Annotated in this window: 20 protein-coding genes, 5 pseudogenes and 1 riboswitch; of the genes and pseudogenes, 13 read left to right on the top strand and 12 right to left on the bottom strand. The window is 49.1% G+C overall.

Going from position 1 to position 26,163, the window contains the following annotated elements:
• Window positions 1-189: 189 nt before the first annotated feature.
• Complete coding sequence (locus tag B9L21_RS06145) at window positions 190-705, bottom strand: DoxX family protein (protein ID WP_063165645.1); 516 nt, start codon at window positions 703-705, stop codon at window positions 190-192.
• A gap of 276 nt (window positions 706-981) precedes the next feature.
• Here B9L21_RS06145 and B9L21_RS06140 point away from each other — a divergent pair, with 276 nt between their 5' ends.
• From B9L21_RS06140 to B9L21_RS06115, 6 genes and pseudogenes are all read left to right on the top strand, one after another.
• Complete coding sequence (locus B9L21_RS06140; protein WP_168157877.1) at window positions 982-2,286, top strand: diguanylate cyclase domain-containing protein; 1,305 nt, start codon at window positions 982-984, stop codon at window positions 2,284-2,286.
• A gap of 180 nt (window positions 2,287-2,466) precedes the next feature.
• A pseudogene (locus B9L21_RS17895) lies at window positions 2,467-2,562 on the top strand (ISL3 family transposase); the annotation flags it as partial.
• A gap of 259 nt (window positions 2,563-2,821) precedes the next feature.
• On the top strand, window positions 2,822-3,067 hold the full coding sequence (locus B9L21_RS06135; protein WP_020755374.1) for a hypothetical protein: 246 nt from the start codon (window positions 2,822-2,824) through the stop codon (window positions 3,065-3,067).
• A gap of 349 nt (window positions 3,068-3,416) precedes the next feature.
• Window positions 3,417-3,652 (top strand): annotated as a pseudogene (locus tag B9L21_RS06130) (hypothetical protein); the annotation flags it as partial.
• A gap of 1 nt (window position 3,653) precedes the next feature.
• Window positions 3,654-3,836 (top strand): annotated as a pseudogene (locus tag B9L21_RS06125) (AAA family ATPase); the annotation flags it as partial.
• Window positions 3,837-4,312: 476 nt separating this feature from the next.
• Entirely contained in the window at window positions 4,313-5,188 is an 876-nt protein-coding gene (locus B9L21_RS06115) for a hypothetical protein (protein WP_033025400.1), read from the top strand.
• An 895-nt stretch (window positions 5,189-6,083) separates the two neighbouring features.
• On the opposite strand, the pseudogene B9L21_RS06100 reads toward B9L21_RS06115, so the two are convergent.
• Window positions 6,084-6,725, bottom strand: a pseudogene (locus B9L21_RS06100) (ISLre2-like element ISGsp3 family transposase); the annotation flags it as partial.
• A 155-nt stretch (window positions 6,726-6,880) separates the two neighbouring features.
• On the opposite strand from B9L21_RS06100, the pseudogene B9L21_RS06095 reads away from it, so the two are divergent.
• The 3 genes and pseudogenes from B9L21_RS06095 to B9L21_RS06085 all read left to right on the top strand — a co-directional run.
• Window positions 6,881-7,357: pseudogene (locus B9L21_RS06095) on the top strand (IS4-like element IS5377 family transposase); the annotation flags it as partial.
• A gap of 275 nt (window positions 7,358-7,632) precedes the next feature.
• Window positions 7,633-8,769: an IS110-like element ISGka2 family transposase gene (locus B9L21_RS06090; RefSeq protein ID WP_014195317.1), complete on the top strand. Its 1,137-nt coding sequence runs from the start codon at window positions 7,633-7,635 to the stop codon at window positions 8,767-8,769.
• A gap of 325 nt (window positions 8,770-9,094) precedes the next feature.
• On the top strand, window positions 9,095-9,319 hold the full coding sequence (locus B9L21_RS06085) for a 4-hydroxyphenylacetate 3-hydroxylase C-terminal domain-containing protein (protein ID WP_063165643.1): 225 nt from the start codon (window positions 9,095-9,097) through the stop codon (window positions 9,317-9,319).
• Window positions 9,320-9,464: 145 nt separating this feature from the next.
• On the opposite strand, the gene B9L21_RS06080 is transcribed toward B9L21_RS06085, so the two are convergent.
• Window positions 9,465-10,901: a sodium/proline symporter gene (locus B9L21_RS06080; protein ID WP_063165642.1), complete on the bottom strand. Its 1,437-nt coding sequence runs from the start codon at window positions 10,899-10,901 to the stop codon at window positions 9,465-9,467.
• 349 nt (window positions 10,902-11,250) lie between these two features.
• Between B9L21_RS06080 and B9L21_RS06075 the strand changes: the two genes are divergently transcribed.
• Complete coding sequence (locus B9L21_RS06075) at window positions 11,251-12,501, top strand: aminopeptidase (RefSeq protein WP_063165641.1); 1,251 nt, start codon at window positions 11,251-11,253, stop codon at window positions 12,499-12,501.
• Between the two features lie 85 nt (window positions 12,502-12,586).
• Here B9L21_RS06075 and B9L21_RS06070 read toward each other — a convergent pair whose 3' ends face one another.
• The 8 genes from B9L21_RS06070 to B9L21_RS06035 form a co-directional block, all read right to left on the bottom strand.
• Window positions 12,587-12,907 carry a hypothetical protein gene (locus B9L21_RS06070; RefSeq protein WP_063165640.1) on the bottom strand — a complete coding sequence of 107 codons (321 nt, stop codon included), beginning with the start codon at window positions 12,905-12,907 and terminating at the stop codon, window positions 12,587-12,589.
• A gap of 203 nt (window positions 12,908-13,110) precedes the next feature.
• A complete protein-coding gene (locus B9L21_RS06065) occupies window positions 13,111-13,881 on the bottom strand; it encodes a 3-oxoacyl-ACP reductase (RefSeq protein ID WP_063165639.1) in 771 nt (256 codons plus the stop codon).
• A gap of 12 nt (window positions 13,882-13,893) precedes the next feature.
• Window positions 13,894-14,928: an ABC transporter substrate-binding protein gene (locus tag B9L21_RS06060; protein WP_063165638.1), complete on the bottom strand. Its 1,035-nt coding sequence runs from the start codon at window positions 14,926-14,928 to the stop codon at window positions 13,894-13,896.
• Window positions 14,925-15,680 (bottom strand): ABC transporter permease, encoded by a 756-nt coding sequence (locus tag B9L21_RS06055; protein WP_063165637.1) that lies wholly within the window; start codon window positions 15,678-15,680, stop codon window positions 14,925-14,927. The genes B9L21_RS06060 and B9L21_RS06055 overlap by 4 nt, the downstream gene beginning before the upstream one ends.
• Complete coding sequence (locus tag B9L21_RS06050; RefSeq protein WP_063165636.1) at window positions 15,677-16,423, bottom strand: ABC transporter ATP-binding protein; 747 nt, start codon at window positions 16,421-16,423, stop codon at window positions 15,677-15,679. Before B9L21_RS06050 ends, B9L21_RS06055 begins: the two co-directional genes overlap by 4 nt.
• Window positions 16,424-16,437: 14 nt before the next feature.
• The gene (locus B9L21_RS06045; RefSeq protein ID WP_063165635.1) at window positions 16,438-17,889 is read right to left on the bottom strand and encodes an acyl-CoA reductase; all 1,452 of its coding nucleotides are present in this window, start codon (window positions 17,887-17,889) and stop codon (window positions 16,438-16,440) included.
• On the bottom strand, window positions 17,886-18,971 hold the full coding sequence (locus B9L21_RS06040) for a long-chain fatty acid--CoA ligase (protein WP_063167325.1): 1,086 nt from the start codon (window positions 18,969-18,971) through the stop codon (window positions 17,886-17,888). The genes B9L21_RS06045 and B9L21_RS06040 overlap by 4 nt, the downstream gene beginning before the upstream one ends.
• 72 nt (window positions 18,972-19,043) lie before the next feature.
• A riboswitch (TPP riboswitch) is annotated at window positions 19,044-19,153 on the bottom strand.
• Window positions 19,154-19,413: 260 nt separating this feature from the next.
• On the bottom strand, window positions 19,414-22,191 hold the full coding sequence (locus tag B9L21_RS06035; RefSeq protein WP_063165634.1) for a tetratricopeptide repeat protein: 2,778 nt from the start codon (window positions 22,189-22,191) through the stop codon (window positions 19,414-19,416).
• Between the two features lie 476 nt (window positions 22,192-22,667).
• On the opposite strand from B9L21_RS06035, the gene B9L21_RS06030 reads away from it, so the two are divergent.
• Together B9L21_RS06030 and B9L21_RS06025 are read left to right on the top strand one after the other, a co-directional pair.
• A complete protein-coding gene (locus B9L21_RS06030) occupies window positions 22,668-22,859 on the top strand; it encodes a type II toxin-antitoxin system HicA family toxin (protein ID WP_063165633.1) in 192 nt (63 codons plus the stop codon).
• A gap of 27 nt (window positions 22,860-22,886) precedes the next feature.
• Window positions 22,887-23,297, top strand: coding sequence for a type II toxin-antitoxin system HicB family antitoxin (locus tag B9L21_RS06025; protein WP_063165632.1), 411 nt, complete (start codon window positions 22,887-22,889; stop codon window positions 23,295-23,297).
• Window positions 23,298-24,186: 889 nt separating this feature from the next.
• Here B9L21_RS06025 and B9L21_RS06015 read toward each other — a convergent pair.
• A complete protein-coding gene (locus B9L21_RS06015) occupies window positions 24,187-25,065 on the bottom strand; it encodes an IS982 family transposase (RefSeq protein ID WP_063165631.1) in 879 nt (292 codons plus the stop codon).
• Window positions 25,066-25,724: 659 nt separating this feature from the next.
• On the opposite strand from B9L21_RS06015, the gene B9L21_RS06010 reads away from it, so the two are divergent.
• Complete coding sequence (locus B9L21_RS06010; RefSeq protein ID WP_172796416.1) at window positions 25,725-26,150, top strand: MerR family transcriptional regulator; 426 nt, start codon at window positions 25,725-25,727, stop codon at window positions 26,148-26,150.
• Window positions 26,151-26,163 lie beyond the last annotated feature (13 nt).

The raw sequence follows: 26,163 nt of genomic DNA, 5'->3' as shown, positions 1-26,163 counted from the left end.
CAAACACTTGTTCACGTCTCCTGCTTCATCTATATGCATATCATTTCGCCGTCATTCGTCAATTTCCTTTCTCGAACAGCCAAACTATTTTCTCCGACGCGGCAAACGGCCGCCCCCTTCCACGTTGGAGAAGGAGCGGCCGTTCGGAAAAGGAGGAAGCCTGAAGCAGCGCACGCGGCTTGATGGCGGTCATTGATGCGTTGCCGCCGGTCGGTGTGGACGATGCGTTTTATCCGTCCACCAGTGACGGAGATATGGCAACACCCACCGGTCCAAACCGTATCGTCCCGCATTGGCTCCGGCGACGAGGATGAAGACGGTGAGCAGCACCATTTGCGGGTTCGTGCTCGTCGTGCCCGAGAACATGAAAGCGAAGTTCATGACAGCTCCCATAAGTGCGGCAAAAGTCGTAAACAATCCGAGAATGAGCGCGATCCCGACGAGAAATTCCCCCCATGGCACAAGGAAGTTGAACAATCCGACATTCGGCAGCGCTACGCTTTCGATAAAGCCCGCCCACCAGCTTTGCACGGCCGGGTGTTCGCCAGCGGCTTTCGCCAACGCTCCTTTTAAAAATCCGGTGGCGTCAAACCCTTGCGTGATTTTTCCCCACCCCGCCATCATCCATTCATACCCTAAATACAACCTTAACACCACCATCAACGCCGACGCTGTGACATGTTCGCGCAACCATTTGACAACCATTTTGTTCCTCCCCTTTCATTTTTACAATTGTTCTTTACACTTTTATCTTAATCTTTTTTTTACTCGATGAAATGGATTTGTTCATCATTTCACAATACAGCCAAAAAGTTATGACTGAATCATGACGAATATAACTTTTCCCTAAAATCAAAATAAGAGCGTCTTTTATCCTAGGAAAAAGGATTGACATTTTGAGAAATAGTCTAGAAAATAAAATAAAAAATGTTAATTTTTACAGAGAAGGAACGGTAAGATGCGATGGGGGAAATGGTGAATATGCCGTTAAACCAGAAACATTTATACGAGTGGTACAGGCAAATCGTCGAACATACAAGCCAAGGGATGATGGTGACCGATGCCGACAGCCGAATTCTTTTTGTCAATCAGGCATTTACAACGATCACCGGCTACTCTAAAGACGAGGTGCTTGGAAAAACGCCGCGCTTATGGCGGTCAGGGAGACACGGGGAGTTGTTTTACGCACAATTGTGGGAGTCGTTGCTGCGGACGGGGCAATGGCAAGGGGAAACTTGGAATCGAAAAAAAGATGGGACGGTTTATCCGCAACGGCTTCATATTGACGCTGTGAAAGATGAGTCTGGGCAGATTGCCAACTATGTCGCCTTGTTTTCCGACATCAGTGAACAAAAAATGATCGAATGCGAGCTCCAGCAGCGGGAAGAACAATACCGATTTATCGCGGAAAACTGTTCGGACATCATCGCAACAATCTCCGCAGACGGAACGCTCGTGTACGTTTCGCCTGCCTGCCGCTACCTGCTCGGCTATGAACCGGAAGAACTGCTCGGCCGCTCTGTATTTGAATGGATTGAGCGAAACGAAGATCAACAGCTTCTGCCGCGATCGATAGAAACAGGCGGGGCATTTCATATTTTGACGTTTTGTTTCCGCTTCCGTAAAAAAGATGGCACAAAAAGCTGGCTTGAGACGACGGTGCGCAAACTCGGCGGCGGCAAAGGGATGATCGCCGTCGTCCGCGACATTACGCTGCGAAAAGAGGCTGAGGAGCAGCTGAAAAAGGCGAACGATTTGCTGCAGCGCATGTTGTCGCTTGACGGATTGACCGGCATCGCCAACCGCCGTTCGTTCGATAAGCTGCTCGCCCGTGAATGGGAAAGCGCCAAACAACAAAACGCCCCGCTGGCCTTGATTATGATCGATATTGATGCGTTCAAACGGTTTAACGACACATACGGGCACCAATGCGGCGACGACTGTTTGCGCAAAGTCGCCTTATCGCTTGAACAAACAGCCAAGCAATACGGCGGGGCGGCGGCACGCTATGGCGGCGAGGAGTTCGCTGTTATTTTGCCGCACGCTTCGCCGTCAAAAGCGGCAGCGGCCGCTGAAGCAATACGGTTGAACATTGAAGGGCTGGCCATCCCACACCGCTTATCGCCCGCTGCCAACTGCGTCACTGTCAGCGTCGGAGCCGCGGTCGCCATCCCGCAGCCAAATGAGCATGCCGAGGCGCTTCTTTCCCTTGCCGATCAGGCGCTATACCGTGCTAAACAAAACGGGCGCAACCGGGTGGAAATCGCCTGTCCCGCTCGCGGATGAACCTCCTTCCCTTTTTTCTAGGCGCGCATACAATGGCCATAAACGGTTTTTACGGAAAAGTTCCATGAGCAATTTTTGCTCTCCACCCGGGCATGAAAATCTCCCTTTTCTTCCCATAATGAAGAGTAGGCGCAAACAGTTCAACAGGACGTTATGCTTAATGGTGGCTTAGACCCTGTAAAGATCAAGCTGATGAAACGTCGGGGATACGGATACCGAAATATCCAGCGTTTTGCACTGCGGGTTCGGCTGGAAACAGCTAACATACTTTCATGACAGGTGCAAGTACATCTTTTGGTGATGAACCAATTATTGGTATTTTATTCGCTGTGTTCTCGTGGTTGATGACGAAACGTTTCTTTCTGCCAATTATCAGCTTGATAGGAAATGGAGCGGTTTTGGCCATTGCTTTTCTTTTGCTATTGGCAATGGGGATTAGTGAACCATAAAAAAATATTCTTATTCAAAGATTCTGCCCGTAGTTGCAATCTTTCTTTTTCTCCTGTAAATACACAAAAGTAGGTGGTATATAAAAATGGAAATGAGTAAGTTTATACTTCTTGGCGATATATTGATTATGAAAGTAAAGATTGATGGCGTTGATTATACATTTAGCATTAGGTGGAAAGCACCGAAGAAACCTTATGATGAAACTTGGGAACTTGTATCATATGCGAAAAATTCGACTGGTGAAAAAGATTTAAGTGAAGAACAAATTAAGAAGTTTATGGATACAGTTAATCCTAAAATGAATTGGAACATAGCAGATTTTCAAAAGTAAACTTCTTGAACTAACGGGTGTTTAGTTTAGTAAAAGATAAAAAGAGCATACATATTATACATGACTAATATGTACGTTCCTTTATTTTTTAAGGCTTTTTATAATTTAGGTCTTGATAAGCAATGGGTTCTTTTTTATTTGCTAAATTATCAACATTATTGTTTAACAGAGCTTAAATTTTAAATTAAGTCTTAAATGTAAATTATCACTTTATTTCGGAACAAAAGAGCCATTTTTTTGCACATTCCTTCAGAAAGCCCTCTCCCCTTTTCTGAAAGAATGTGCTAAATTTTTTGTGAATTGATTCGGACAAAGATTTCCATTCGTTTCAATAGAGGGGGGAAGAAGTGTGATCCAGTTTCACGACTTTGGCATTGACATTCAAACGTATACGGATCGTGGGAAAGGGAACGATTTTCCCGACGTGAACCAATGCCCCCACTGTCCATCCCGCCGCCCCTTGCATCGTCACGGATACTACCAGCGCTATGCGTTGACGGCAGAGGGGGAGTATCGCCTTTGGATCGCACGATACGCTCGCGAGAGTGTCGCAAAACCGTGAGTGTGCTGCCTTCTTTCCTCCTAGGCCGGGGCGAAGCATCTGATCTTCACTCCATCGGCGTTAGAGGCGATTGCCCTGCAGTTGCGGGGATGGCCTCGGGTGATCAACACGTTGGCCACGACGTGCCTGTTATACGGGCATCAGCTGAAAAAGGACGTCATTGACGAAGAAGTGGTGCGCATGGCCGCAGAGGAAATGGGGTATTAGCACGAAAGGGGCCGAATCGGCCTCTTTTGTGCTTTCACTTTTCCATTTTCCGTCGGTCCATCAGGCGCGCTGGAAATCTTCATCTGAAAGAGCGTGCAAACGTTCCGAAAGAATGTGCAAAATCCGGAACAATCCGCAAAAATTTTGCACATTATTTCCGAATCCGCCTGAAATAATTTGAAAAAGGGATTCTGAAATAATGTGCTAATTTACAGCTTAGTATCTGTATAAGCTTAATAAGGAGCTGTCTTGATTGACAACAAATCGAACGTTTCAAATCTTCATGTTCTACAATTTCATATTTTCGAGATAGCAGTAGAAACCTATCTGTCACCAAAGTATTCAAGAAGAAGGTCATTTGATCTTCTTCTTTTTTAGGTCAACTGGGGCATAATAAGACAGTTTAGTTTAAGAAGGAATTAAAGCTAATCGAGAAGAATAAGTAAATAAAAAAATTACAAAGGAGTAAGGGGTACATGGCATTTACCAATAAATTAAAATTAAAAATGGATGATAAGATCAATGATGAAATTTGGATAAATCTAAATACAAATGACAGAGCCGGTCTAAATTTACTAGACGCAAAATATTTTTCTATTGATAACATAATAAGAGAAATTAATACAGGCTGTTCTCCATGCCCAGATATCTTAACCGAGAATTTTGGAAGTAAACCTTCTGTCATGTTTGTATCTACAGTATATGGATTAGTTAATAAGTATTTAAAGCAGGAATACGATAGATCGAAGCAAGATTGGAATACCTTTTGCAATGATTTCTATAAAAAAATTATTCAATCCGGTACGGGTATATATAAGAGATTAGATAAGATTTATAGGCTGCTAGCGGAAATTAAAGGGCGAGAACTAGATTTTTGTTTTACAGAACTAGTCAAAACTGTATTAGTCGATCATGATAATAAGGTAAGTGGTTTAGGAAGTAAGGGTTCGTTCATAAAATATTTTGAAGAAGTTGAGTTCAGATTCCTTGAAGAAAGAATAAATCAAATAAAAAATGAATGTTTTATATTCTCTTTTTCTGAAGAAGTAACTTATTTTTTAGTAAAAATCTTTAACAAAGGAGCAACTTTAGAGGACGATTTTAATATATTACATACTGAAAATAAGAAGGTTAATATAAATATTAGAATAAAAAGGAACGGAGATTATCAGTTTAATATAGAAGCTGGGGGAACTTATTCAAACTCCGTTGCTTTTAAAACGGTATTAAAGGTAAAAGATAAAAAAATATATATCATTCCTCTGCCACATCCATCGACAGCGAATAATAAATATTGGCAAGAAAATCAATGTTGGGGACAATTAAAAGAACTTTTAAAAATGTGTATATGATTGCACGCAAGCTGCTTCTCATTGGTTCATTACTAAAACATAGAAGCAATAACACTAACGATAATTTTAGTTGTTCTTATAATTGCTGCATTAATATTTATAAGAAGTATCGTTCACAATTTCGCACCCTAATATTTTTCTTTCGAGTCAATCGAAGCGATACTTCAAAACAGGTTGTTTATTGCAAAATTAAAGTGCAGAGATGTGCAAAATTTTTATGCAAATGGTTATGCAGAGAGGCTTTACATGGAGGGGCAGCCATGATAACCTGTTTGGGTTTGCCAAATCTATTGCAGCTGGCCGCTTGGCAAAAGAATCATGGCTGCAGAGGCTCCATGTCAAGCCCTCAATAGCGAGAATTCAGATTGAATTTTTATTCGATATAAACGAATTTATATACTGCAATACTCTGCACTTTTTTCTTGCAAAAAACACCTTTGTATCCGCCAACTCATATTCACACGGGAAAATAACTACCCAGCTAGGGTAGTTATTTCCGTACTAAGCAGGTTTCAAAATATGTTAAATGTTTCAATCGCTTTTTTCTTTTGCTCAAAGTCAACATGCGTGATATAATATATTATATCAGGCGTGTTGATTATCCAATAAAATCCAAAGGGTATAGAAAAAAGAGCACCTTTCCTGTAGAATGTGAGTAACGACACAAACAAACCCAGGAGGTGCTCTCTATGAACAAGCATACCACACTCCCGAATTTGATGCAAAAACTTGTTTCGGATGGAGTCAGTCAAGACTTTGTGGAGAACATTTTTTCGGTTCACTACGGGCGTTGTCAATAACTAGTTAGCGAACCATTTTCAGGAATTAATATCGTAAGCGCTTTCGGACTCTCATCCCTCATCTTGAGGCGATGATACGATATTCCATTTTTTTGCATCCAACCACCATCCCGGAGCGCCGACAACGCTTGATGGATCGGTGTCCCGGATGACCGCTGCAGACACGGTAGATTCTGACGCACCACATCTGCCCATAACCGTCCGGCCTTCCGTTTGGCCTGTTCGATCCGCTTGGACTTTGTTGAGGCCGAGGCCGCCGTTCGGGTCTCTTCTTCCTCCACCAACTGCCCATTTCTCCGCCAAATCCCGTCGATTCGGGCCGCCATCGCCCTCAGAAACGCCCGAAGCCCTTGGTCTTTCCAGCTGCGGCGGGATTTCACCCGATGCGCAAACCGGCTCATCACGCTCTCGGCGTGGCCCATCGGACGCATGCCGGTCGTCTCCACCCCTTGCTCCGACAGCCACTCCCGATAGTCCCGGATGCATCCCGGCATCGACTCGATCCGGCGGATCATGGCAGCCATCTGCTTCTCTTTCGCTTCGTCCTCCAACGTGACGACCGCGCTGTTCAGCTCCACGAGAAGCCCCTCTTCGTCTTGTTTCGCCAGCTTCTTCCGCACCTCCCGCCAACGCGGATGGCCGGACAGACACTGACGCAGCTCCCGCGCCACATGAAATCGATCCAGCTGAAAGCAGGCTCGCTTCCCAAAATACTCCCGGCAGGCCGTGATCCACCTCACATTTCGCACCCTAACAAGGTCAAAACAAAGGATTTTTTATTTAGTTTTTCAGAATAACTTTTTGACCAACACGACGAGCGATGGCTATCCTTTTTTTACCATCGCTGGTCGTTCCGTATGACCGACACAAACAAACCCAGGAGGTGCTCTCTATGAACAAGCATACCACACTCCCGAATTTGATGCAAAAACTTGTTTCGGATGAAGAGATTCAACTGATTGCCGAAGCGGTTGGGTATCGTGATTCGTCTCGAACCTTTACGTTGCGCGAGTTGATTCACTTCTTCCTGCTGGCCGCCATGCATCAATGGAAAAGCTTTCGCCACGGAGCCGATGTGGGGCCTCTGTATGGATTGCCGCGATTCCATTATTCCACAGTATCCAAGAAAGCGAAAGAAGTTCCCTATGACATCATGAAACGCTTGTTGGCGTTGATCATTTCCAAGTGCAACCGCCAAACCCGCCGTTCGCTTCGGTTTCCCAAACCGCTTCGGGTGGTGGATTCGACGACCGTCACGGTCGGGAAAAACCGCCTCCCATGGGCGCCGTATCACGGCGAACGCGCCGGAGTGAAGCTGCACGTCGCGTATTCGCCGGAATCCTCGCTGCCGGCAGACGTGGTGGAAACGGAAAAGTTCCATGAGCAATTTTTGCTCTCCACCCGGGCATGAAAATCTCCCTTTTCTTCCCATAATGAAGAGTAGGCGCAAACAGTTCAACAGGACGTTATGCTTAATGGTGGCTTAGACCCTGTACGGAAAAGTGTTTGAATCCACTGGGTGCACCACCCATTGTCCGCCCTTTCCCGATGCGGAGGAAAGGTGACGACGAACGGAAAACTGCCGCATTTCTCCCGTGGATTCGCTGTTTGCGCACTCGATCATCGAAAAGGAGGATTTTCATCATGGATGTCATCTATCCTCGCTGCGCAGGATTGGATGTTCATGCCGAAACCATCGTCGCCTGCGCGCTATGGGAAGAAGATGGACACATTCAAAAGGACATTCAAACCTTCTCCACGTTCTCGAAGGGACTTGGCGACCTGCTTGAGTGGCTCGAAGAACATGGCGTCACCCATGTCGCCATGGAATCCACCGGCGTGTATTGGAAACCGGTCTTCGCCTTCCTCGAGGGCTATGTCGACTTGACACTGGCCAATCCGCAGCGGATCAAAAATGTCCCGGGAAGAAAAACCGATGTCTCGGACGCCGAGTGGATCGCCAAGCTGCTCCGCCATGGACTCGTTGAAAAAAGTTTCGTCCCCCCAGCGGATATTCGCGAATTGCGGGATTTTACCCGCCTCCGCAAAAAGTGGGTCGGACAGCTGACTTCGGAGAAAAACCGGATTCAAAAAGTGCTCGAGTCTTCCAATGTCAAACTCGGCTCGGTCCTCTCCGATCTCTTCGGCGTTTCCGGAAAAGACATCCTCGCCCGGCTGCTTGAGAAGGGATACGTGGACAAGGACGAGTTGGATCAATGCCTGCGCGGAAGGCTCAAAAAGAAAAAGCAAGCGGTGTACGATTCGCTGCTCGGCACCTTGACCGAACACGAGCTCCGTCTCCTTCGCCTCTTGTGGAAACACGTTGAGGAATTGGAGCAGTTAATCGAAGAAGTCGACCAGCACATCGACCGCCTGCTCGAGCCGTATCGCGAGGAAGTGAACCTGCTGATGACCATGCCCGGAGTGAAAAAACAAACCGCCGCCGTCATCATAGCCGAGATGGGAACCGACATGAGCGTCTTTGAAACGCCGGAACGGGCGGCTTCATGGACTGGATTGTCCCCCGGCAACCATGAAAGCGCCGGAAAGCGAAAGAGCACGCGCACGACAAAAGGCAATCCCCATCTCCGATCGGCGTTATGCGAGGCGGCATGGTCAGCAGCTCGATCCAAGACGCATCCCTTGTCCCGAAAGTTTTGGTCGTTGGCGGCCCGGTGCGGGAAGAAAAAAGCCCTCATCGCCATTGCTCGGCGGATGTTGGTGATCATCTTTTGCATGATCTCCCGCAAAGAGCCGTTCCGCCAACCACAACTTATTTAGTCTAGCCAAAAGGCAGACAGGTTATACGAGATGCCTAAAATCGGGCACCTCTGCTTTCCTATTGCCTTTTTTGGCCATTTTCAGTATACCCTCACGGATCAGGAGCGTATACCGCACTCACCAAGTGGTGGGGATTTTCACGGAAAAATTATACGAGATGCCTAAAATCGGGCACCTCTGCTTTCCTATTGCCTTTTTTGGCCATTTTCAGTATACCCTCACGGATCAGGAGCGTATACCGCACTCACCAAGTGGTGGGGATTTTCACGGAAAAAGGGGATGGAAACTATGGCCATTATTAACGGAACCGAGTATATCGAGCGCATTGACAATCTTCGGTCAAATAGCGACGCTTCCGGCCGAACAGCGGGTGCAGCTGTTCCGCTTCGCCTGGGATTTGGTGATGAGCGCCTTTGGGACGCGGCAGACGCTGTACGAACGGTTTTTCTTCGGCGATCCGGCCCGGTTTGCGACGACCTTTTACCATCGCTACGACCGGGAGGCATGCGCCCAAATGGTGCGACGGTTTTTGGACAGCGAACAACGTTGACAAAACAGCAGCAAACACCGCACCGGACCGGCATAAACGCCCGCCTTTTCTTCAAAGAGGCTGGATATCATCAAGCGTTTCGTGTAGAAAAAAGGTGTCCCGCCTCTTTCGGGACACCCTCATGCGAATGGATTGACGCGATCGATCACATCGTCCGCTGACGATCGGGAAACAACAGGCTGAACAGCACCCCGGCCGCCAGCGCAATGGCAAACGTCGTAAACCGTGAACTGATGATGGCCTCAAGCGGCGAGGAAATCCAGATGACCGTGCTGAGAAACCCAGCCAGGATCGTGGCGATGACGCCGATGCCGGAATACCGTTTCCAGAAAAAGGAGAGTAAAATGGCCGGTGACAACGTGCAGCCGATTCCAGCCCACGCCCAGCTGACAATGAAATACACAAGCGATTCGGATGTCATCGCCAGCACCAAGCCAAGCAACCCGGCGATGACCACCACCGCGCGGGAAAGCGCGACAAGCTGCCTTTCTGACAGGCGGAGGCGCAGCGAGCGGCGGACAATATCTTCGCTGATGGAGCTCGTGATCACGAGCAGCTGCGAATCGGCCGTTGTCACGATGGCGGCCAAAATGCCGGATAACAGCAGCCCGGCCAACCATGGCGGCAACAAGTCCAACACCATTTTCGGCAGCACGGTCTCGACATCGGTGAATGATTGTCCTTGGTAAAGGGCAATCGCCGCAAGGCCGATCAAAAACGCTCCGCCATACGCCAATAATGTCCAAACGATCGCCACTGTTTTGGCCGTTTTCGCCTCGCGGGCGTCTTTCAACGCCATGAAGCGGACGCTCAGTTGCGGCTGTCCGCCAAGATAGCCGAAAAACCAGGCAAAATTGTTAAACAGCAATAGCCCGAGCGCAAATCCAGTGACTCCCCCCGTCCATGAATCGAGGCCCGGTTTTGCGTGATGGAGCGCTTCACTGATCGACAAGCCACCACTATAAATTTCCACGAACGCCACAATGGGCAAAATCACGAGCGTCGCCAGCATGAGCACACTTTGAATCATATCCGTCCAAACGACACTGACGAACCCGCCGGTGTATGACAAGATAATGACAATCGCCACGCTGATGACCATGCCAAGCGCTGGGTCGATATGGAAAACGGTAAACAATGTCTTGCCCGCTCCGGCAATTTGCGCGCTGAAATAAAACATCATAAAGCTAAAAATAAGGACGGTCGCAAGCCATAAAATCGTTTGCCCATGCGCGCCGAACCGTTTCGCTAAATAGCCGGGCAAGGTCAGCGCACCGTACCGCTCCGCCTCTTGGCGAAACCGGTCAGCCAAAAAAAGCCAGGCGCACACAATGCCGATGACAATGCCGACGGCCACCCAAATGGCAGAAAGGCCGCTTGCAAACACAAAACCCGTGTAGCCAAGCAGCAGCCATGCCGATTCGCCTGTCGCCCGCTCGGAAAACGCGAGCGCCCAACCGGGAAGTTTTTTTCCGCCAAGCAAAAAGTCGGAATGGCTCATCTCCTTTTTCCCATACCAATAGCCAAGCGCTGCCATCACAAGACAATACAGCACGAGTTCCGCCAAGATGATGCCATTCATCGCTGTTCCTCCCTGTTTGGTATGGTTTTGCACAGGCGCACACCTGATCTGTCAGTCCGTCCCTCTCTTTTTGCTCCGCCATCCCACCCCCTTTTCATAAAAATGGCACTATCATCAGGCTGCGACGATAGTGCCGGTGACAACGAAGTTTGTTGCTCTTCACCATGGAACCTTCTTTACTCTTTACATATGTGTCAACCCATCCTGTTATTCCAACATGAGGCGCGTCCTACATCGGAACGTTTCGCTCTCGTCCGGACAGCATCCACATGTAAAGCTCCCTAAGTTGCGAGGCGGCGGGAATTATAATAAAGTGGAGATGAGTCAGTCCAAAAAAGGAGTGAGGAAGATGAACCGTTGGGAGAAGGAATTGGACAAATACGCCGAACTGGCGGTGAAAGTCGGGGTGAACATTCAGCCCGGGCAGACGCTGTTCGTCAACGCTCCGCTCGAGGCGGCGCCGCTCGTTCGGAAAATCGCCAAAACGGCGTATGAAACCGGGGCAAAACACGTGTATGTCGAATGGAACGATGAGGCGCTTACATATATCAAGTTTCACCATGCCCCGGAGGAAGCGTTTTCCGAATATCCAATGTGGCGGGCAAAAGGGATGGAAGAGCTCGTCGAACAAGGAGCGGCCTTTTTGTCGATTTACGCCCCGAACCCGGACTTATTGAAAGATGTTGATCCGAAGCGGATCGCCACCGCCAATAAAACGGCCGCCCAAGCGCTCGCCAACTACCGGAGCGCCATCATGGCCGACCGGAACTGCTGGTCGCTCATTTCCGTCCCGACGGCCGCATGGGCGCGAAAAGTATTTGGCGATCTGCGTGATGAAGAAGCCATCGACAAATTATGGGAAGCGATTTTCCACATCGTCCGCGTCGACCAAGACGATCCGATCGCCGCTTGGCGCGAACATAACGATCGGCTCGCCCGCATCGTCGATTACTTAAACAACAAGCAATACAAACAGCTCGTTTACGAAGCGCCGGGCACCAACATCACGGTCGAGCTCGTCGACGGGCACGTTTGGCACGGCGGCGCGGCGACCAGCCAAACCGGAGTGCGCTTCAACCCGAACATGCCGACCGAGGAAGTGTTTACGATGCCGCATAAAGACGGCGTCAACGGCACGGTCCGCAACACGAAGCCGCTCAATTACAACGGCAACATCATCGACGGCTTCACGCTCACCTTTAAAGACGGTCAAGTCATCGATTTCAGCGCCGAAGAAGGATATGAGACGCTCAAACATTTGCTTGATACCGATGACGGGGCGCGCCGCCTCGGCGAAGTCGCCCTCGTGCCGCACCAGTCGCCCGTATCGCTGTCCAATCTCATTTTTTACAACACGCTGTTTGATGAAAACGCCGCCTGCCATTTTGCGCTTGGCAAAGCGTACCCGACGAACATCGAAAACGGCGCGGCGCTGTCCAAAGAAGAGCTTGACCGCCGCGGCGTCAACGACAGCCTCGTCCACGTCGACTTTATGATCGGCTCGGCCGAACTGAACATCGACGGCGTGACGAAAGACGGCAAACGCGAACCGATTTTTCGCCGCGGCAACTGGGCGTTTGAACTGAAATCGTCTGTCTGATCCGTTCAAAAAAGGCTGTTTCCGAGCGATTTGACCCGCTTTTCGGAAACAGCCTTCCTTTCTTTCGAACGGCCGGGCGCTCGGTTCATGCCGAGCCTGCCCGGCGGTGATATTCCTCTTGCAGCGCCTTTCTTTCCTTTTCCGTCCGTTTCATGACGTAAACGACCCCGATGAGGAAGAGAATGAGCCAGAGCACAAGCCCGTATTGACCGACGCCAAGGAAAACCGCCAACTTCACGCTCACATAAAGAGGGGTAAACCATAATGTGACGAGCGCAACAAAGATGTATTGGGAAACGAATGCATTTTTCTTCCGTTCATTCCTGACTGCCAAAATGGTGATGTGGCGCAACAACACGCCGCACATCAACAACACAAACAAAAGAAACCATAATGAAGCGGTCATAGCTCGTCCCTCTTTTCTAAGAAGAAATTCAGCGGGCATGTGTTTGTGGGGCAGGAAATATTCTAAACATTCTAACAATATCTAATCATATCATACCATAACGAACCGCCATGTTCTATATAAAATGACAGAAAAAAGAAGCTGCCCTTTATGATCCGTTCTTGAGGGCAGCTTAGAAAACCAGGCTAATTTCAAATGCCTCGCTAGCGCATGACGAGTCCGCCGTCGACAAACAACGTTTGTCCGGTCATAAAGCGGCTCCAATCAGACGCTAAAAAGAGAACCGGCCCGGCGACATCTTCAGGAGTGGCGATTCGCCGCAGCGGTGTTTGAGCGATCAGCATTTCCTTCACTTCTTCCTTTGTCCGCCGGCTGGCGTCCGTCGGGTAAACTAAGCCGGGAGCGACACAATTGACGCGGATGCCAAACGGACCGAGCTCCGCCGCTAAGTTGCGGCTGTAGCCGACGAGCGCCGCTTTCGCCGTCGTGTAGTCATGATACGGAACGACCGGGCGGGCGACTAAGTCTGTCACAATATTAATAATACTCCCCCCGCCTTGCTTTTTCATGATCGGAATCACTGCCTGGCACATATAATGCGTCGAGCGCAGCGCCCCGTCCAGTTGCGCTTGATAATCTTCCCAGACAAGCTCCCACGCCAGTTTGCGCTCGTCGGGGTCGAATACATACGGCGCGAACGCGTTGTTGACGACGACATCAATTTTCCCTGTTTCCATCATCACTTGCTCGATCAACTGCTTGACCGCCGATTCCGAGGTGACATCGGCCTGGACGGCCCAAGCATCACCGCCAAGTTCAATGCAGGCGGCGGCCACTTGTTCCGCCGCCTGCTGATTTTGCAAATAGTTGACGACGACCGTCCCATGTTCACGGGCAAACGCGCGGGCGATGGCCGCACCGATGCCCCGGCTCGCACCGGTCACAACGATCACTTTTCCTGAGAACATCCCCATTTTCGTCCTCCGTTATTGTTTTGGAAGCAACTCATTCGTGACAACTTCCGCCATGTGGATGTCGTTTTTGATTAAGCCTAACGTTTTGTACGTGTTCGCAGCTTGTTGCAGCACGTTTACATCAAGCGCCCCTAACCCTTTTTCTTCCGTCAATGGCGAAACGCTCGACGCATTTCGCAACTGGATGATTTGTAAGTTGCGTTGCTCGTCCTTGCCATCGATGGCGTATTTGACGGCTAACGACGCCGCTTCCTCCGGGTGGTCGATCATCCATTGGGCGCTGTTTCGATACGCTTCTAAAAACTTTTGCAACAACTCTTTTTTCTCGTTGTACGTCTTCTCGGTAACGACAAAGACGTCGCTCGGGATATTGAGATAGTTTTTCACTTCAATGACGTTGACGTCCCCTAATCCTTTTTCCTTCGCCATCACAAGCCCGGTATCGGTCGCCGCTGTCGCATCAACTTGCCCTTGCATAAGCGGGGCAAAGTTTAACAAACCGGTTTCGACAATCGTCACATCGTTTTCCGAAAGCCCGGCTTGATGCAACAGCACTAATAAGTTTTGCCGCGTTCCGCTCGATAAGCTGTACACGCCGATTTTCTTTCCTTTCAAGTCTTCCGGTTTCGTGATTTGTTTGTCTTTTAACGAGACGACGTTGAAGACGTTTTGCGGATAAATATTGTAAATGACTTTTAATTTCGCTCCTTTATCTAACGCAAAAAACAGTGAACCGGGATCCGTAAAAGCGATATCGGCTTGTCCGGAAAGAATGTTTTTGATCGCATCGCCGCCGCCGGCGCCAGGAATGAGCGTCACGTTCAAGCCTTTTTCTTTAAAAAAGCCTTTTTCTTTTTCCGCCAGCAAGTTCGTTTGCTCGGTGATCGGCTGGCTCCAAAGGGCCACACGCAGCTGTTCTGTTTTTTCTTCTTTCGCCTTTCCCGTCGTTCGGCCCGCCTCCTCCTGTTTCTGCCCGGCCGCACCGCAAGCGGCTAAGAACAAAGCGATGGCTAGCAGCCATACGGTGACCATCGTTTTTCGTCTCATTTTCTTGTCTCCTTTTCATATGGTTTTGCTAATCGTTTTTCAAAGAAATGAACGATTTGGTAGAGTGCCATGCCCAACAGCGTCAATAAAAGCAAGACGGAAAACATAAGCGGGGTGTCCATCATTCCTTGGGAAGCAATAATCATCGCTCCCAGCCCTTCGCTGGCGCCGATAAATTCGCCGACGACCGCCCCGACGACCGCCAAGACGACGGCCACGCGAAAACCGGCGAAAATATGCGGCAGCCCGGCGGGAAGTTTCAAATGAATGAGCGTTTGCCAGCGCGTCGCGCCTAACACGCGAAACAGTTCGAGTTTGTTCCGATCCGTATATTGAATCGCCGTCACCGTATTTTCAAGCAAAGGGAAAAAACAAATCAAGGCCGTAATGACCACTTTCGACGTCATGCCGAAACCAAACCAAAGAATAAACAACGGCGCCAAGGCGAGTTTCGGCACGGCCTGGCTGGCGACGACGTACGGGAAGAACAAGTTGCGCAAAAATTCAATTTCCCCCATGAGAATGCCGACGATGAGGCCAAGGCCGCTTCCTAAGCCAAGGCCAAGCAACACTTCCAAGCTTGTCCGAACGATGTGCGGCCAAAAATAGCCGGTCCTTATGCCATCAAAAAGTGTCGCGGCGACGACCGACGGCGCCGGCAGGACGAGCTCCGACATTTGCCTAGCGGCCAGCTCCCATCCGAGAAGAAGCGCAACAAACAAGACTAGCGAATAAACGGGCGCCCGATTCATCGCTTCACCCCCTCCATCGCCTGCCGCACGTGAAAACTAAGCTCGTTAAATCGCGGCTCATAGCGCATTTCTAACGTTCGCGGTTTCGGAAGGTCGACGTCGAGCGCATAGACAATCTTCCCGGCGGCCATGACAGCGATGCGATCCGCTAAATATACGGCCTCAGCAATATCGTGGGTAATGAACAAGACGCTTGTGTTTTGCAGCCGGCAAAGCGTCAACAAGTCAGCTTGCAATTCTTCGCGCGTAATGGCGTCCAATGCCGCAAACGGCTCGTCCAAAAACAAAAGCGCCGGCCGTTGAATGAGGGCTCTGGCCATGGCCACCCGGCTTTGCTGGCCGCCGGACAGTTGAGCCGGGTAATGGTCGCGGTAGGCGGACAACCCGACCCGCTCGAGCAAATCGTGCGCCAACTCGTAATCTTCCTTCGCCGGTTTTCGTTTGAGCGAGATCGGCAGCAAAACATTATCGATGACCCGCTTCCATTCAAGCAACGTCGGCGCTTGAAAAACATAGCCGATCGAAGAGGAAGGTTTCGTCACTTTTTCGCCTCGCAAATAAACGGCCCCTTCATCCGGTTGCAACAGGCCGGCCGCAAGCTTTAACAACGTCGTCTTGCCGCAGCCGCTTTTCCCGACGAGGCAATGGAATTCCCCTTCATTGATCGTCCAACTGACCCCGTCGATCACCGGTGTCAACCCTTGGTAACGATACGTCACACGGTCTAGCTGCAAAAAGCTCATCCCTATTTTCCTCCTTAATCGACATAAGGAGCGAACTGTTCCGCATATGCTTCAGCCGCTGATTCAATGTCGACCATTTGCACAAGATCGCGCAAATTAAAGCGCCCATCATGATGCCAGCCCGCTTCAGGGGACGTCATATGCCCGAGCGCTGTAATGCGGGTGACACCCGCCTTTCCTAACTGCTCCGCCCATTCGAACAGCTCTTTTGGCGAGGCAGCCACCCCCGCCGTCTGCAACAATGCCCGATACGGGGCGATTTCTGCAATCACTTGTGAAATGTCATCAAAGGCGACGATTTTCACTGCCCGGTTTAGGCAACTCGCGGCAAACTCCCGGCGTTCCGGTTCGTAAACAACTGTCCAGTCTCCTGCTTCGTTTCCGAGCACTTCCTTTTCCTTGTTCGCCAGCACGCCCAATTCTTCGCGCTGCCGCCAACTTGCTTGCGCCGCCATTTCCTCAAGGGAAAGAGGACGCCGCGGAAACCGTTTCGCAAAACAGTTCAGCTCGTGGGCGACATAGCGGGCAAACTCTTTTGGCGACACGCTTCCGCCGGTTTGCACGTAAAACAGATGGGGCGAATAACACCCTTGCTGGTCATAGCGCACGATATCGAGCGCCGCTTGGTGGGCGGCCTGCCACGCCTTGCGCGCATCAAGACAGGAACGGGAAACGAGGCCGAAACTCACTTTATGCCCAAACGGCAAGAATCGGACCGTCACCGGAAGGCGGCGCTGCATCTCTTCGAGCGACGCGTTGCTTCCATAGCCGACAACAACGTCAGCTTGCCCAAACACGGCGCGCTCCCTCTCGATATCCCCGCCTTTCCACCAAACAACAGCGAGGCAATCGGCCAATTTTGGCTCCACCTCCACTAACAAGCGGGCAAACCAACCGGCAAATAACGGCTCGGCGCTCGACACTTTCCCGATGTTCCCCGACTTCACCAACAACCCGGAAATAAGGCTCCATAACGGCAGCGCCGGCACGTTTCCCGCCCAAACGTGAACGATGACATCCGGGCCGACTGCTTTGGAAAAGCCGCCTTTGGCCCGCGGTTGAAAATCGTCAAGAAGCAACGGATTTTCCAAGTCCTCCACAAGAAACCGCTGCAGCTGCGGCTTGCGGAACGTTTTGAAATACGAGGTCAACCCTAAACGGACCATTTCTTCATCATAGCCCGTCACAATCGGCAGCACTTGTTCCGCCTTTTGCCGGTACGGATGGCGGCGGTCCAACAGCTGTGCCATCACTCGGTCAAGCAAGTCGATGATCTCCGTCACCGAAAGCGATTTGAGAAACTGGGCGCTGGCTTGTTTCACTTTTCCCATCACTTTGTTCAGCTGCTCGACCGTTAAAAGAGGAACTTCCACTTCGACTCTTTCTCCGTTTTTTTCAAACGTTAACACACGTGTTTCAATCGGTTCATCCCCGATGTAGGGGAGATAGCCGGCATATTCTCTCATTCGGATGTCCCCTTTGCCGCGCGGATGAATTCTTCGACCGCGATCGAACAGCCTTTCGCTTCCGCCCCTTGCACCCGGCCGAGCAATAAGAACCCGCCGTCTGTTTCCACGCCCGTATCTTCCGTCAAAATCGTCGTTACCGAGTTAAAGTTGCCGAGGTCGCAATGAACGAGGACGCCGCGTTCTCCTTTCGGCATCTCTTCTCCGGTTAACGGGTGGATCACCCTTGTGCGAATCCAATGCGGTCCCGATTTCACCGACGGAACGGTCTCATTTCCGTCATCATAAAATTGCGTGCTCAGCTCGGTCATCCCATACATGTTGATGCACTCGCGGCGCGGGACGCCAAGGAACGAAGACAGCGTGTCGTAAAACTCGTCCAAGTCCATTTCCCGCGACTGATTTTTAAAGCCGCCCGTATCAAGAATCCGGCTCCCTTCCGGCAAGCGGAACGTTTTGCCGCGTTTGGCGAGCTCCTCAAACAAATGAACGAAGCTAAACGAAGCGCCTAGCAGGGCGTACGGCTCACCTGACTGTTCCGCCTGTTCCAGCTCAGCAAGAAGCCGGTCGATGTCAAGGCCATCCCGGTTGACAAAATACCGGCTGTCTTCCGTGCCAAACACATTGACAGCGAGCGCTAAATAATGGGCGAGCGAAGAGTTCGGCAGCTCGTCTTCTGTCGGAAAAAGAATACCCATTTTGATTTTGTTGCGCTCTTTCATGAACCGCTTTTGAAAATTGACGATCATTGACTGATCGTACACGCTTAACGCCGGGTGGTAATGTTTCCCGCGCACTCCTTGCGTCGTGCCGCTCGTCATAAACACGCGTTCAGCCTGTTCGGGAGGAACACAACTTAACGTTAATTCTTTAAAGGCGTTAATCGGCACAGCCGGAATGTCCCGCCATGTTTTCACCGTTCTTGCCGTTTTTCCTTTTTGCATGCAATATGTACGATACGGAACATTGTTTTCATATTGATAGGCAAATAACATGAGCGCATGCTCATTGAATTCTTCCTCTGTGGACGTTTCTTTATTGATCAACTGAAGCAAGCTTTCGATCATTTCTTGTTGTGTCATCTTTCCCCACCCTTTCCGCTCGATCGCGCCTTTCGATCCATGCCAAAAAGCACTTTGCACGCAGGCAAAGTGCTTATGTATACTCTCTTTCCCTGCGCTGGCATTATCCAACAGGTTCAAACGGTCAACGGCGGATTAGCCGTACTCTCAGCCTGATTCCACAAGCTCCCGTAAACATATTATGTTTTTACAATCAAAGTCTACTCTTTAGAAAAAAAGAATGCAAGAAAAAAAGCGATGGAAGCATCCCCCATCCCTTCGTATCAACGTCTACGTATAGCAAGAGCCAGCGGCATTCGCGGCACGATAAGAAAACCGCAACCGTTCTTGCTCGTCTTCGCCTAAAGCAAAACGATGCCCTTCCATCGGTGGTCGTTGTCCTCCGTTCTTGCTTCACCTGTCTGAAAGGAAGAAAAATCGGCCGATGTCCGGCCGATTTTTTCTATACCCGAACCGCCGCAGAAGCGGCCTGCGCCAGATGCTCGCACTGCCGCAAACGGATGCCAAAGAGAACAAGCGGGTCGCGGTACGCCTCCGGATTTGTGCGCATCTGTTTTAACTCCCCTTCTTGAGCGGCAATTTCGAGCTCCAGCCGTTCCAACGTTTCGTTTAACACGGCCGACGGTGCTTGGAAAAACTGGGCGATGTCGCGCTCAAGCGATTTGGCAAACCATTCAAACGGCAGCAACAACTGCTCGGCAACCGTTTCCGCCACATCGGCGTAATCTTGCGTTTCGATCAATTGCTTATACTTTTGCGCCAACATCGCCTTATTTTGCGTAAAGGCGCCAAGCAGTTTGCCCGCTCCTTTCAACAGCAGCTGCCCCGGCGTCCGGCGGAGGAAAATGTTCAGCTTATCAATTTGCGCCCCGCCTGCAAGCCGGTCGATATCACGCTGCCAATCGGAAAGGATGCGGAAATCACATTCAAGCTTCAGCCGCTCCTCGCCAAACATGGCGTTAAACCCTTCACCCATTTCATATAAAAACGCCTGACATTCGTCAAATTCCTCTTTTGCCGCAGCAATCCAATCTTCCAAGGCGCGGTGCAGTTTCGGCAATACCTCTTCATCGATATAAGCGCGAAGCTGTTTGTTCACTTGATCATTCAGTTCAAGGTGAAGGCGGGCAAAGTCGCTGTCTTCGCGCACAAAGTCGGCCGACTTGCGCAACATGTCGGGAATCGCCGTTGCCAAGGCCGTCCGCGTCTCTTCCAAAACCGCGCGGAACGCTTTCACGATTTTCACCGTCTTTTCTTCTTGCTGATCGCCGAGCTGGTGAATCGCTCCGTTCAGCTTGGCCGCCATTTCCTTTCTCCACACGACCGACTCCGCCAACCGGCTTTCCGCCTCAGCCCGCTGCCGGAACAAATGGGCAATGAATTGGCGAATCGTCGCCAATATCGCTTCTTCCCGACGGACGGAAGACCGGTGATGGCGCACTTCGCCAAGCAGGTCAACGAGCGCCTGCTGCTGCTTGCGGCTTGGCGCGTGCGGTGAATAGACGATCACGTTCGCCCCGGGAACGATGGTGCGAATGTGCGCTTCAACTTCTCGGGCGATCCGCAACTCCTCCTGCTCATCGATCATCCCGTCGCCCGGAGGAAGCAAAAAGTGAATCGGCGTGTGCGGCGCCCGCTCGCAAAGCTGCAGCACAAGTTGTTCATCGACACTGGAAAGCGGATCATCGCCGTTCAGAAGGAAAAGAATGCTATCGGCGAGCGGGAACGACACAAGCGCCTCATGATCAGAAGAGGCGCGTCCGCCAAGCGGCCCGATATCCAGCAAAGCTACCTCTTGCGGCACGAGCGAAAGCGGCGCTGTGCACTCGATGACCGCATCGTCAGGAAAGCGGCTTCCCCGTCCCCCTGATGCTTGTTGAAACTCATCGATGCTTGCAAAAACGGTAAACTGTTCATCGCTGATTTTCGCCACTTCGATCTCGCCGCCGTTTTTCCAAACGAGCACCGGAGCGGACGGCGCCACTAACGCCGCTTCGCCGACCACCGTGCGCAAAAACGCCAGGCGCTCGTTTCGCGACGCCCCAGCGACAAGAACGCGGTGCGTCCGCAGATCGGAAAGCTGCCGCACGAGCCAGCGGAAGCGGAAATGAGAACCTGCGCGCTGCGCCTCGGCCCAGTCGGCCATTTCTTCAAATAGCGCCACGCCCGCTTCCCCTGATTGCCGATTCGCACAAACAAGCTGTTTCGCGGCGTTTTTCACCGTTTCGTCATCAAAGCCTTCCGGGAATTTCTCACTCCATGCCAACAAGGCGGCGGCGGCCGTCGCCATCCCGCGTCCGTCGGCCAAATTCACCCAGCTTTTTAAGAGCGGCGGCACGACCTCAACGAGCTCTTTCAACCGATACGGCCCTCTCACTAACCCGTCATACGCCCCAGCCAAAAGGGCGGGGATTCGCTTCCACTCATAATCACGGCCAATCGCCAGCTCATCGTAAAGACGGTTCCATTCCGCCAGCCACGGAAAATACACATCACTATCTTGATAGCCGTTCCACAACGCCTGCACTAACCGCTCAAATTTTACCCGATCGGTTTCGTACAACAGCGCCAAACACCGTGAAAACCGCGCGGGCGCCATCATCCGCGCGTGCCCTTGTTCCACATAGCCCGTTAAAATGTCCGCCCAGCGGCGCGCTGACGTCCGCACCGCTTCTCCTAAGGCGAGCTCGATGGCACTTCCCCAATCGCCTTGTTCCTCGAAAAAGGCGTGGGCCCATTCGGTCATATTCGGGTAATCCGGGTAAAGCGCCACCCCGCGCTTAATCATTTCATCCGCTTTTTCTCTTTCACCTAACTCGCGGTAGAGCGAAAATAGGCGCAAGATGATTTCTGCCTGGAGCGTTTCACTTTCCGCTTCAATCGAGCGGTACAGCTCTTCGGCGAGCTGAAGCTGTCCAAGCTCATAGTAGCTGTCCGCGATGTTTTTTTGCGCCCATGGGCGCAACCCGTTATGGACGTTTTCCCATTTGAAAATGGCAGTCTCATAGTCGCGGCGATGGAAATACACTTCCCCTTGAGCAAAACGAATGGACGACAAATCAGCCCCATCCCGGTACGCGGCGAAGAACATATCCCCGAACGTGCCGACAAGGTCGCGCTCTCCTCCATCGATTAACGTTTCATAAAACGTTTTATGAACAAGTTGCTGTTCGAACCCCATATCCATCACCTGATTCACGTATTTGCCATGCATGTTCATTGTATGGCGCGTTTTATGATTTTATTTCTATCCTATACATTTTAACAAACTTTCGCCGCCATGAACGTTTCAATTTGTTTTCATTTGCAAGACAAAAAGCTTCTGCGGTTGCGGTAAACGGGGAATTCGAATTCAGACCCAAACGAAACTGCCTGCCTCCTATTGAGTTCAGAAAACAGACAGCATAGGTGTTTTTTTCTGTGTCCCAAATAAGCGTGATCTTATAATAAAATAAAGTTACTGTAGATGAGCATTTTTCATTACAATAATCTCCATGTCCTTGGGTGAATGGGTTTTGAGCACATCTACTTTACTCAAGGAGTCGGGTTCATGTCTCCTTTTTTGTTTGGTTGTAAATTTATGTTAGCCAATTTGCTCATCTACAGTTATTAGTGGCATTTACACGACAAAAAACAATAAAAAAGTATTGATACGTGTTATAATACGTGTTATAATAAACCCAAGGAGGGAGGGAAATGAAGAATTACTCTTCAAAGGAATTAATCAAAATCATACAACAAGACGGATGGTACATAGTAAGAACAAGCGGCAGTCACCATCAGTTTAAACATCCCAGTAAACCTGGACTTGTAACCATCCCTCATCCAAAGAAAAACTTACCAATCAAAACAGTCAAAAGTATACTCAAACAGGCGGGGCTATTATAAGCCTCGCCTAAAAGGAGGTTCACATATATGCACAAAAAAGACCGCTATATCTATCCAGCTATTTTCGATTATGGAAGCGATGGAATATCTGTTGAGTTTCCGGATCTTCCTGGCTGCTTTACTTGCGGAGATACAGAAGAAGAAGCATTTCAAATGGCAAAAGAAGCAGTGGCATTACATCTGTATGGCTTAGAGCAGGAAAATGAAGAAATCCCTCAGCCTTCGAAAGTATCGGAAATTCAAACACAAACCAATCAAGCCATCGCGTTCATTGAGGTATGGATGCCACCTTTTAGATATGAAATGGAAAACAGAGCCGTTAAAAAGACGTTGACGATCCCAAAATGGCTCGATGACCTTGCGAAACAATATGATGTGAATTACTCGCAGATTCTTCAAGAAGCGTTAAAAAAGCATCTTGGTGCAAGTGATCGATAAATTAAATAAAATATAATAATGCTGAAAAAGCCTCTTCGCCCATATAGGCAACAGAGGCTTTCTTTTATGCGTTTTTTGATGTTTCAGCAACTTCAAGCTTAGGGCCGGTGCCCCTTCCTCTGCCAGCTAACTCCAAGAAGCCTGATGCGTCGGGGCAACTCGAAGCCCATTCAAAGATGTCCCGCTCGTTGCTCTATCCTGCTGAGTCGCTGGGTTGTATACAGATGACGCCCTCACATTTCCGCTGCCGTTTCCCTTACCCGCCTCACTAAGTTCTCTCGATTTCTCCAGCCTTGGCAGGCTGTCCTTATGTTCTTTACAAAAAAAACTCTCGATCGTCGCACGACAGTCCGTGCTTCCGATAGAGAGTTTTCTTTAGCGCTGTTTCGCGCACTTTTCGTATGTAAGTGGCGTCCAGGAGGGATAATAACCGCATCATAAAACCATTGATATTTCAAGGATGAATGGACATGCTCGTTCATCCCGTGCAAAATTTGTGCAAAATTATTTTCGGCTGCTATCCCGTGCAAAAAAGGCGGAGTCATCCGCCTTTTCTCTTTCCAACATTTCGTTCCATCTGGCCTATGCGATCTGTACAGAACTGAAGAGACCGCTTGAGGAGATATGGATAAAAAAGGAGCCTACTCAAAGTGAGTAGGCTTCATTACTTCAATTTCAATTCAACTTCGTATTCTTTCGTTTCTCCGTCAAACTCATCTGCACCGCCAACATGTGCAGACCATTTTAGTTTAATCCATTGAATTTTATCCGCATTTCCTCATTTTAAGTACCAAATGACATATCACTCTTTTAACTGTATTTTCTCTGTAATGGCAGATAAACACCAACTATGATAATATTATTAAAAACCCGTGGTGCTAGTTGAGTCTTAACGCTCAACTAGCCCAAGAACAACAAGCGAGTAAGCCAGTAAAATACCATCCAGCGCCGTTTCAAATCCAGAAACCGAGTTAGCTCGAATCTCGGTGATCCGATACGAATCGACTAAAATCGAAAACACGATTTCAACCACTTTACGTTTTCGCTTCATCCACTGTTTCCATGCGTCCGATTGGCGAATTCGCTGATTTTTTCGAACGGGCGTCCAAAAAGCGACTTGGTGTTCTTCGTACAGCTTCTTTTGCAGCGTTTGGCTGATATACCCTTTGTCACCTAGGTTATACGGATGTGGAATTTGCGTCATGACGGTTTCAGCGGCCACCCGGTCGTGACAAGACGCTTCGGTGACGACATATCCCATCGGAAGCCCTTGGTCGGTGACCTGCAGATGAAGTTTCAACCCATAGAAAGCGGTCTTTTTGGAAGCACAATAGCCAATATCGGCGATTCCACGAAACCGTTTGACGCGATACATTCGGGATGAATGACACAGCTCGATCGGCAAGCTGTCCACGACCGCATACGCATGGTGTTGCCCGCGCTTGGCCAGCTGGCGCCGAATCCACTTGATCGCAAAGCTAAGCGCTCGGCAGCGACGGTTGTACCGAGAGCGCTCAGGGAACAAGGCCTTGGGAAACAAATTCCCAATCACAAACCGGTGCCAAGCCCGTTCGGAAGTGAAGCCCAACAACTTTCCAAGGACATGGACGGTGATGATGACTTCGTCTTCCTGTTTCAACAAATGACGATTTCGACGTTGAAGAGGAATCTGGATACTCGATAGTTGAGCCGATACAAAGAACAAAATCGCTTCATATTGTTTTTGAAGTTTGGCTCGATCTGTTGTAAAATGAAAGTGCTCTTGCAGTGAATTCTCCTTTTAAATGTTTGGTCGCACTTTCATTTTAAGGAGATCCTCATGCAAGGGCTATTTTTTATGCTTGTCTGATTTTATCTAGCACCACGGGTTATGAAAAAGAAATTGAAAGAATTGAATTAATCAGCTAAACACTTACGCCATGTAAGTGTTTTTTATGTTTATGTAATTTAACAAATACGATCTCAAAGATAAAGATCATACTTGTTAAAAGACATTGATTAAACGGTATAATCTTGTCAATGAGACGGATATCTTTGGCGCAGGAATAAGTGCCTCATTTATGGGGGACACCACTTATAACAACTACTTAGGTAGGTTTGATGAATATTTTATTTATTCGCTTAGGTTTAATAATCGGTCGGAAATTATCACGAACTAAAATAATGAAAAAGGAGACATTTATTCCCGGAGCCATTCTCATTTGCTTAGGATGTCTCAAAATGTTGAGTTAGTTTTTATTGAACCTAAAGTTTTTTCTTTAGGTTTTTTATTTTATTCATGAATCCAAAATCAAAATATATTCGTATGTAGTGATTGAAACGAATTTGAAACAAAAATCAACAGTATAACGTTTGACTGTACAGTTTTTTAAGAATATAATCTAATTAGCATTACGAAAAATATTAGGGAGTGAGTTCATTGGGAAGTTGTTTAAAATTGGTGAACTTGCAGAATTAGCTGGCGTTTCGAAACGAACCATTGATTATTATACACAATTAGGGTTGCTAGAACCTGTTCGCTCCGAAACAAATTATCGCTATTATCCCGAAGAAAGTTTCGAACGTTTACAGTTAATTGATGCATTAAAAAAACAGCATTTAACTCTGGAGGAAATCAAAGAGCGATTGCAGATTATCCAAAGTCAACCAGATGCTGCGGATGAAATTGTAGATAAAATTGAGCACCTTCAAGAAGAAATGAAACATATTCAAGAAGAACTGTTGGAATTAAAACCGTTACTTAAACAATTAAATGAACAACAGATCAAGCTGATGACAAAACCACTGGCCCAACAAGGTTATACTTTGCTACAAACATTAGCGATATTGCTTGGAGAAAATCCTTTTATTTAATGTTAGGAGAGAT

Source organism: Geobacillus uzenensis, assembly GCF_002217665.1.
GTDB classification, from domain to species: domain Bacteria; phylum Bacillota; class Bacilli; order Bacillales; family Anoxybacillaceae; genus Geobacillus; species Geobacillus subterraneus.
This window is presented reverse-complemented; position numbering and strand designations above follow the sequence as displayed.

What these genes read in the sequence shown, in the direction of transcription:
- B9L21_RS06060 (WP_063165638.1), bottom strand. Translation starts at nt 14,928, where the DNA reads ATGAGACGAAAAACGATGGTCACCGTATGGCTGCTAGCCATCGCTTTG.
- B9L21_RS06025 (WP_063165632.1), top strand. Translation starts at nt 22,887, where the DNA reads ATGCACAAAAAAGACCGCTATATCTATCCAGCTATTTTCGATTATGGA.
- B9L21_RS06090 (WP_014195317.1), top strand. Translation starts at nt 7,633, where the DNA reads ATGGATGTCATCTATCCTCGCTGCGCAGGATTGGATGTTCATGCCGAA.
- B9L21_RS06070 (WP_063165640.1), bottom strand. Translation starts at nt 12,907, where the DNA reads ATGACCGCTTCATTATGGTTTCTTTTGTTTGTGTTGTTGATGTGCGGC.
- B9L21_RS06050 (WP_063165636.1), bottom strand. Translation starts at nt 16,423, where the DNA reads ATGAGCTTTTTGCAGCTAGACCGTGTGACGTATCGTTACCAAGGGTTG.
- B9L21_RS06115 (WP_033025400.1), top strand. Translation starts at nt 4,313, where the DNA reads ATGGCATTTACCAATAAATTAAAATTAAAAATGGATGATAAGATCAAT.
- B9L21_RS06135 (WP_020755374.1), top strand. Translation starts at nt 2,822, where the DNA reads ATGGAAATGAGTAAGTTTATACTTCTTGGCGATATATTGATTATGAAA.
- B9L21_RS06035 (WP_063165634.1), bottom strand. Translation starts at nt 22,191, where the DNA reads ATGAACATGCATGGCAAATACGTGAATCAGGTGATGGATATGGGGTTC.
- B9L21_RS06075 (WP_063165641.1), top strand. Translation starts at nt 11,251, where the DNA reads ATGAACCGTTGGGAGAAGGAATTGGACAAATACGCCGAACTGGCGGTG.
- B9L21_RS06145 (WP_063165645.1), bottom strand. Translation starts at nt 705, where the DNA reads ATGGTTGTCAAATGGTTGCGCGAACATGTCACAGCGTCGGCGTTGATG.
- B9L21_RS06045 (WP_063165635.1), bottom strand. Translation starts at nt 17,889, where the DNA reads ATGAGAGAATATGCCGGCTATCTCCCCTACATCGGGGATGAACCGATT.
- B9L21_RS06040 (WP_063167325.1), bottom strand. Translation starts at nt 18,971, where the DNA reads ATGACACAACAAGAAATGATCGAAAGCTTGCTTCAGTTGATCAATAAA.
- B9L21_RS06055 (WP_063165637.1), bottom strand. Translation starts at nt 15,680, where the DNA reads ATGAATCGGGCGCCCGTTTATTCGCTAGTCTTGTTTGTTGCGCTTCTT.
- B9L21_RS06080 (WP_063165642.1), bottom strand. Translation starts at nt 10,901, where the DNA reads ATGAATGGCATCATCTTGGCGGAACTCGTGCTGTATTGTCTTGTGATG.
- B9L21_RS06030 (WP_063165633.1), top strand. Translation starts at nt 22,668, where the DNA reads ATGAAGAATTACTCTTCAAAGGAATTAATCAAAATCATACAACAAGAC.
- B9L21_RS06065 (WP_063165639.1), bottom strand. Translation starts at nt 13,881, where the DNA reads ATGGGGATGTTCTCAGGAAAAGTGATCGTTGTGACCGGTGCGAGCCGG.
- B9L21_RS06140 (WP_168157877.1), top strand. Translation starts at nt 982, where the DNA reads ATGCCGTTAAACCAGAAACATTTATACGAGTGGTACAGGCAAATCGTC.